The following is a 7,595-nucleotide window of genomic DNA, read 5'->3' as shown; positions in this document are numbered from 1 at the left end:
TGAGACCTTTGCATAAATAGGAACAATCATCAGAAACCCACTTTTCACCCACTTGGCGATTTTTTAAACCCAGCCTTAGCCCTGCTAGGACAAGGTTTAAAGAAATCACCCATTGGGCAAAAATTGGATTTTGCTAATCATCCCTATTTATGCAAAGGTCTCCCTTTATAAAAAATAACGACACCAAATCAATAAGTATTGTTATTTTCTATCAATGGCATTAAAAAGAATAACTAATTTTGGTAAAAATTCTATCGTTGCCTCTGATCGGGTCAGTCATGCTAGAGCCACCGATGTAGTCAATAATACCACCGCTAATTGAAATTTTATCATCAATGGCATAATCTAGTGAAGCTCTGGCAAAGCCACCCTCATCGCCTTTTTTACCAAATACACCTAAAATTGCAGTTAAATTAAGTGTTTGATTAAGATACGCCTGAGTAAAACGCAAGGCATGTTGATAGGTTTCTTGTTTGGTAAAGTTGTTAAATTGGGTGTTGATGATGTTGTCATAATTGTTGATTTTTCTCAGTGATAACTCATAACTGATTGAACCGTCACTAATTCCTGTGTATTCCACACCGATTAAACTGTCAATTCTTGATTTTGTATCAGCAAGCCCTGAATATTTAATGGTGTCAAAATAGGCCACTTCTGTTTTTAATAAAAAACTATCAATGGCTTGGTTGTAGGCAAAGCCTAACATCTTTGATTTATTATCAAAGTGTAAAACACCATTTTTAAAGTAAGCTTTATCAAGATAAGTATCGGCAAAATAAATGCCAAAATCATAACCAGAAAATTCACCTGTTAGGCTGAGTGCAATACCAGTATTTTTCAAATTATTACGGGGTTTATTTTCTGGTAAATCAGCGCTGGTTTTAAAATCAGAGCCGAATTTTGGATTTTTACTAAAACGATTTTCATGTAGCACAGCGGCAGAAATTTTTAAGGAATTTTGATAATAATCCAATTTGCTCATCATTCTACCGAGGCGCAAATTTTTAATATCAACCAGCCCCGGTGTGCGGTTGTCCAATGGGTTTAAAATATCGGTAATGCGAATAGAATCAGACTTACCCCACACGACAATTTGTCTGCCAATTTTGAAATCAAGATTTGAATTAATGCTACCTGAAATATTCAATTCATTTAAATTTAATTCGTTTCTATAGCCATTAGGTGTTGTTGAATAATGGTTGTTGGTATCGAAAATGAAATCGTGATAAGCCTTTAAATTGCCACTTATCTTGGTATCGTTGTCCATTTTGTATTCGGCGCTTAAATCTGTTAAAATTTTAGCAGAGGATAAATTTTTGTTATTATTAAGATTGTAATGCGATTCTAAATCAACAGAGCCATACACTGAGCCTTTTTCAGGCGGCTTTGTTTGTATGATGAGTTCGTCGCTAAAGTTATCATCAAATCCAGAGTCGTCAAATCCTTCTTCAGCATTTAATGAAAATGAAATTAAAAGGACTAAGAAAAATCTCATTTTAATACAAGAGGCTCATTTACAAGCCTTTTTCAATTTTACGAATACTAAACATATCATCGTCAATCGCAATATTCATTTTAATATCGCTATTGTTTAAAAGCGTTTTATGTAGTGTTTGTTTGCCAGATTTTGTGGTCATTGTGGTTTGTATTGCCACCCAAATGCCATCAATTTTTTTCATTTTTCGAACATCCATATATTTCACTCTGTTGGCCTTTTTAAGATAAAACTTAGCACGAGCAAGCATATAGTTATCTTTGCGGATGTATAAAATGCTTTTGGTGTAGCCAGTTTCATCAATCACGGCTTTATTTTTGGGCAAGGATTGAATAACCCATACTGGATTTTTTCCATTTTTGCGTTTAATAGCACTCTCTTTTAACAGTTTAAAATGATAATCGTCAAGATTTTTATCGGTCATATCGGCATAAGAAAAATCACTACCCATAAAGGCGCTATCTTTATCACTGGCTGGAATGCGTTTGGTTTTTTTGAGTGCGGGCAGATACATCCATTGGTCATCATCTTTATCATCATCGCTATAATCAAAGGTTAAAAACGCCGTATTTTTGACATCGCTAGGAGATAGAAAAAAGATAGATTTGTGCTCAGTGTTTTTATTGACATCTTTAGAAAATGTACGCATTTGTCTGATGCGTTTTTTGTTGTGCTTATCAATTAAAATCATTTGTAGAGTGGAAGTAACACTACTACCATCCTCTCTGTCATCGACTTTTTGCATAATCTCTAAGCCCGTTAAAGCATTAACACCCAAGCTTAAAAACAGGCTAGGTAATAGTAGTTTTTTCATTATTTTTTCTCCAAAAGTTTCATAATGGCAGGTATTAGTAAAAAGTCAGCAATGAGAGCGACAAAAATAGCACTGGCGGTCAAAACGCCAAAATTAAACATATTGGTCATGTTGGCACTTAGTAGCACCAAAAATCCAAGTGACAACACAATAGAGGTAACGATAATCGCCCGTCCCGTTCCAATCAGCGTTAGTCTGGTTGCCTCATCCACATTTTTACCTTCTAGGCGATAGCGGTTAAAATTGTGCATAAAATGCACCGTATCGTCAACGGCAAGACCCAGCGCAATCGCCCCCACAAGCATTGAAAACATATCAAAAGGAATGCCGAAACCCACCATTAATGCCGCAATACTCAACATGGGTAGAATATTGGGAATCATACTGATTAAGCCAATTTTAATATTGCCAATTAAAACGATCATCATAATGGCAATCATCCCAAAGGCAAGCACATAACTAACAGCACTGGAATGAATGGATTTTTCCATAATGCTAGCAAGTAAAATGCTAATGCCAGTGAAAGAAACATTGGCATTAGTGCCAAATTCTTGGGAAATTTTGGTTTTAATCTCACTTAAGAATTGATTGTATTTGATGGCATCAACAAAAGGCACTTTAACCGTGATGCGGGCTTTAGAAAAGCCAGAATCAACAAAATCTTCCAAATCATCACTGCCACTATTGGCGAATAAAAACAATTCTTGTGCAATCAAATCTTTGTTAGTGGGAATTTTGTAAAATGCTGCATCATTCGCATTCAGTGCCTTGTTGGTTTCTTTCAATACATCAACCAGCGTTATTGTTTTGCCAACAAAAATTTCTCCATCTTTTAAAGCGTTAAGATAGTTAGTTGTTCTTTCAATTTTTTGTAATATCTCAGGTTCATACAGGCCATTTTCTCGCCCAGTATCCACAATAACTTCCAAAGTCATGGAGCCGTTTAATTCTTTATCAATGGTTTCAACGCTCACACGCACAGGATTATCAGCCTTAAACCAAACAAGTGGATGATGGGAAAATTGCATTTGTGCGGCAAAAAAGATCGCAACAACAATCATAACAGCGCTCGTTATCACAATGGATTTAGCGTGGTTTAGGGAAAAATCAGCAACCTGGTGTAAAAAAGTGTCCATTGTTTTATTGTGTGAGGCAACAGGCTTGTGCTTTAGTTTGAGCGTGGCAAGCATCGCAGGTAAGAATATTAAAACAAACAATAACCCCAATACAATACTGGCACTGGCAAAAATACCTAAGTCGGCAACAGGTGCCACATCGGAAAAAGAAAACGACCACATACCAGCAGCGGTCGTTAGTGAAGTCATTACAATTGCAAAGCCAGAATGCCTCATGGCAAAACGCAATGCTGATTTTTTATCCCCAGTTTTGGCAAAGTTTTTGTAAAATATTGCCAAAAGATGGATGCTTGCCCCAGTAATAACAGCCAATAAAAACGACGGCATAATTTGAGTAACAACGGTAAAGGGTGCATTAAGTAATGCCATTAATGAAACGGCACTAACGATTGTTAAGGCTACCGTAATAATTGGCAGGACAACCCCTGAAATGCGTCTAAACATCAAGGCTAAAATCAAAATTACCATGAGTAGCATTTTTTGGATAAAACTTCGGGTGTCTTTTTTCATTGCCTGCTTGATAACGCCTGAAAATAACGCCGATCCAGCAAGATGCACTTTAAAATCAGCGGCTTCATATTTTTTGGTAATTTGTTGCACCATTTCAATGATTTTGCTGTTTTCATTGTCTGTTAAATAGAGTTTCGGCGTGCTATTAATAATTGTTTCTTCGGCAAATTCATCGGCTTCATTAATAACTATTTTTTTGCCATTTTCATCAAAACTAGAATAAGTTTGCGTGTCAATGATGATGCTGGTAAAAGTTTTATCGCCATTAAACAACAAATCTTTTAACAAAGGATTGGCACTTGCCAGTTGTTTCTTAGCGCTGAGCGTGGATTGATCGATTTTATAATCATCAAATAAATCCCCAACAATGAGGCTGTCCTCTGTGCCAAGGGTGTTTCTAGCGTTTATCAAAGAATTAACCTCTTTAATGTAGGGTAAATTATTTTCTAATTCTTGGTGTAGTTTTGCCAGTTTTTTAAGAAAATCAAGATCAAAAATATCTTTGGTTTCAACCGCAATTAAGATTTTTTCATCCCTGCCGAATTGATCACGAAATTCATCGTACTCAAGTCGAAGTTCATCAGTTTTATGCAAAAACCCCTCGGTTGAGGTGTCCATTTTAAGATTAGGCAAATTAGAGCTAAGCGTTGCCACAACAAGCAAAACTACAAGAATGGTTTTTTTACTATTGTCAAAAATAAAATCCGCTAAATGTTCAAATTTTTGCTCTATTTTCGCTCGCCAGTTCATTGTTATCACACCTGTGTTAATCAATTAATAAGGTTGAGAGGTGACCTTCGCGCGCCTCAATATTTGAATAATAGACATCATCCAGCCCATCAACCACAGAATTTTTAACCACATCAAGTGCTAAAATCGCATCACTCCAAGCACTTAAATGTTTAAATTCGGTGATGGATAGGGCGTTGTTGGTAAATTCATTCATCCAAGAGAGGCGCATAAAAATGGGTGAAAAAGCAGCGTCAATCATATTAAATTCTTCGCCATTGAAGAATTTTTCTTGGTTTTTTACGATCTCAACTTTTGTTAATTTTTCAAATAATGCTTTTTTTGAAGTGTGGAATTTTTCTTCATCACCCGTTATGATACCAAACATATCTCCCAACATTTCTCCAGAATACACAATCCAAGAGCGATTATTAGCCCTTTGTATTGCCTCTTTTGGATGGAAGCTATGCGTGCTTATTTCTTCGATAAATTCGGTGATGACTAAGGATTCAAAAATAACTTGGTCATCAACTTTAAGTAACGGCACTTGTTCAGTGGGTGAAATTTCTTTAAACCAATCTGGTGGATCCATTGGGTTAATATAAGTCATTTTAAAATCAATTTTTTGTATCTCTAATGAAATCATTGCCCGTTGTGCAAATGGGCAAAGTTTAAAGCTAATCAGTTCTAATTGCATTTTTCTCTCCTTGTGATTAAGAAAACCTTTGTTTCCTCTACATTATTCCCGATGATAAGGGTGGTTGGCTAATAATGAATGGGCACGATAGATTTGTTCTACCGCCAATAGTCGTGCCATTGAATGGGGTAAAGTTAGGTTTGACAATCCCCATAATTGGTGAGCCTGCTGTTTGATTGCATTGCTTAAGCCATCAGCACCACCAATTAGCAACGCCACACTGTCGCCATTTTGTTGCCAATTTTTCATTGCCTTGGCAATTTCTTGGGTGCTGTGTTGTTTGCCGTGTTCGTCAAAGGCAATAATCAAATTCGCATTGGCACTGGCTTTTATGAGTAACTCACCTTCCAGTTGCTTGATTTGTTCAATATTTTTGCCCTTGCGTTTTTGTGCTTCGGGTGTGGTTAAAGTAAAGTTGAGTTCACTAGGTAATTGTTTCTGATAATGCGTAATCCCTGTTTGTATCCAATCAGGCATTTTTTTACCAATGGCAATTAAGTTGATTTTCACTCCTCATCAGCCCCTGACCATAATTTTTCTAATTTATAAAATTCTCTGGTTTTCTCAGTCATCACATGCACCACGACTTCTGCCAAATCAATCAACATCCAATGCCCTGTTTCTGCACCTTCAATACCAACCACTTTCATCCCTAAACGTTTGGCTTCGATCTTGATATTATTGGAAATACCTCGCACATGTTGCGTGGATCGACCGGTGGTAATGACAATCGCCTCAATGTCTGCACTTTGTTGCAAAACTTTGAGAGTAACCACATTTTCTCCCTTAAGTTCGTCAATAATGTCGGTAACTGCTTTTAATTGTGTTTTTAAATTCATAATTTGTGGATGTATTCAATAATGTTTTCAGGTGGTAGCGCTGATAAATTTTCCTGGTTATTTATTTTACCTATTGAGGGGGCGTTGAATAGAATACTTCTAATTTGTGTGGATGAAATATTAACTAAGGGCGTTTTAGCAAAATATATATCACCCAAAAATCTCTGAGAGTCTTCAAATTATTGTATATTACATTGAGTTCTTGAATTTAAATTTGTATTATTTGATATCTCGTCGTATATTCTTTCTGGAGCAGGGGAACGAGTACCTGATATTAAACCCCTGGAACTATCAGCTACCTCGTTATCAGGTAGCACATTTTGAGCATTAACATCAATATGTTCTTCAGATAAAATATCTTGTATTTGGTTGTCTAGTGCATCATGGGCATTTATTGGCGTATTTCCAGATATTAAGTTCAGTGATATATTTTCATATTCTGTGGAAGAAGTTGACACATTGTCCCAATTCACTGGGAGAGGTTGATAATCGTTTTCAATTACATTTGGAGTGTCACCCAACAAACCTGGTGGCTCATCACCCAACAAACCTGGTAGTCTAGGTTTTATTTTAAACGTACGATGGCAAATTACCAGACCCCCAGCTATTGCATAAAATAAGGAAACAGGTATCACCCATGCAGCTGTTGATGGTTTTGTGTTATCTTTGGGTATAACGCACTGAAACTTCTTTCCTGCTAAATCTAATGACACCATGAAAGAATTCTCTTGCTTACCATTTTTAGATAATTCTTCCCTAGAAATAAAGGGGCTGAACTCATATCCTGCTTGACATTTACAAATATTAATATTATTTGGATACGAATAAATTGATGATTTGATTGTATATGTGCTTTTGTCACTTGCCTTAATAATGCATTCGCTCCCTAACACATTAAAACTACTAAGAGCCAGTAAACCTAAAGTATGTAATTTCATTTTTGTAATTATAAATTAAGAAACCTTTGTATAAATAGGAATAATCATCAGAAACCCACTTTTCACCCACTTGGCGATTTTTTAAACCCAGTCTTAGCCCTGCTAGGACAAGATTTAAAGAAATCACCAATTGGGCAAAAATTGGATTTTGCTAATCATCCCTAATTTATGCAAAGGTCTCTAGTAGTATCAAGATTCAAGACTTGACAGCAGGAAATATTGTTGCACCAGTCAAAGACTTAGTTGTCAGGTTTCACCACGTTACTCCCTACTTTCAAAAACCACACTCCGAAACATATCAGGCTTTCTGATAAACAAATCAGGCTTCAAATTATACCAATACTCTAAAGCCTCATAAGGCGTCCTTACCTTAATCTCTTTTCTAAGTCCACCATGTCCACGATTAAAATTATAAAAAATCAAAAACTTGTTCAAAT

The 7,595-nt window shown here is 36.1% G+C and carries 7 protein-coding genes; all 7 read right to left on the bottom strand.

Features of this window, described 5'->3' with window-relative positions:
• Positions 1 to 220 precede the first annotated feature (220 nt).
• Positions 221 to 1,495, bottom strand: a complete 1,275-nt coding sequence (locus BBROOKSOX_RS08015; protein WP_139660793.1) for a DUF1302 family protein — start codon at positions 1,493 to 1,495, stop codon at positions 221 to 223.
• Between the two features lie 19 nt (positions 1,496 to 1,514).
• On the bottom strand, positions 1,515 to 2,309 hold the full coding sequence (locus BBROOKSOX_RS08010) for an outer membrane lipoprotein-sorting protein (protein WP_139660790.1): 795 nt from the start codon (positions 2,307 to 2,309) through the stop codon (positions 1,515 to 1,517).
• Entirely contained in the window at positions 2,309 to 4,705 is a 2,397-nt protein-coding gene (locus tag BBROOKSOX_RS08005; RefSeq protein ID WP_139660788.1) for an efflux RND transporter permease subunit, read from the bottom strand. The genes BBROOKSOX_RS08010 and BBROOKSOX_RS08005 overlap by 1 nt, the downstream gene beginning before the upstream one ends.
• A gap of 16 nt (positions 4,706 to 4,721) precedes the next feature.
• A complete protein-coding gene (locus tag BBROOKSOX_RS08000) occupies positions 4,722 to 5,381 on the bottom strand; it encodes a glutathione S-transferase family protein (protein ID WP_139660785.1) in 660 nt (219 codons plus the stop codon).
• 42 nt (positions 5,382 to 5,423) lie between these two features.
• Positions 5,424 to 5,891, bottom strand: a complete 468-nt coding sequence (gene rlmH, locus BBROOKSOX_RS07995; RefSeq protein WP_139660783.1) for a 23S rRNA (pseudouridine(1915)-N(3))-methyltransferase RlmH — start codon at positions 5,889 to 5,891, stop codon at positions 5,424 to 5,426.
• A complete protein-coding gene (gene rsfS, locus BBROOKSOX_RS07990) occupies positions 5,888 to 6,220 on the bottom strand; it encodes a ribosome silencing factor (protein WP_139660780.1) in 333 nt (110 codons plus the stop codon). The genes rlmH and rsfS overlap by 4 nt, the downstream gene beginning before the upstream one ends.
• A gap of 179 nt (positions 6,221 to 6,399) precedes the next feature.
• Positions 6,400 to 7,158, bottom strand: a complete 759-nt coding sequence (locus BBROOKSOX_RS07985; RefSeq protein ID WP_139660778.1) for a hypothetical protein — start codon at positions 7,156 to 7,158, stop codon at positions 6,400 to 6,402.
• Between the last annotated feature and the right edge of the window lie 437 nt (positions 7,159 to 7,595).

The organism is bacterium endosymbiont of Bathymodiolus sp. 5 South (genome assembly GCF_900128535.1).
In the GTDB taxonomy this organism is placed as follows: domain Bacteria; phylum Pseudomonadota; class Gammaproteobacteria; order PS1; family Pseudothioglobaceae; genus Thiodubiliella.
This window is presented reverse-complemented; position numbering and strand designations above follow the sequence as displayed.

Excerpts from the sequence above, each read along its gene's own strand:
- BBROOKSOX_RS08015 (WP_139660793.1), bottom strand. The coding sequence starts at position 1,495 with ATGAGATTTTTCTTAGTCCTTTTAATTTCATTTTCATTAAATGCTGAA.
- BBROOKSOX_RS08010 (WP_139660790.1), bottom strand. The coding sequence starts at position 2,309 with ATGAAAAAACTACTATTACCTAGCCTGTTTTTAAGCTTGGGTGTTAAT.
- BBROOKSOX_RS08005 (WP_139660788.1), bottom strand. The coding sequence starts at position 4,705 with ATGAACTGGCGAGCGAAAATAGAGCAAAAATTTGAACATTTAGCGGAT.
- BBROOKSOX_RS08000 (WP_139660785.1), bottom strand. The coding sequence starts at position 5,381 with ATGCAATTAGAACTGATTAGCTTTAAACTTTGCCCATTTGCACAACGG.
- rsfS (WP_139660780.1), bottom strand. The coding sequence starts at position 6,220 with ATGAATTTAAAAACACAATTAAAAGCAGTTACCGACATTATTGACGAA.
- BBROOKSOX_RS07985 (WP_139660778.1), bottom strand. The coding sequence starts at position 7,158 with ATGAAATTACATACTTTAGGTTTACTGGCTCTTAGTAGTTTTAATGTG.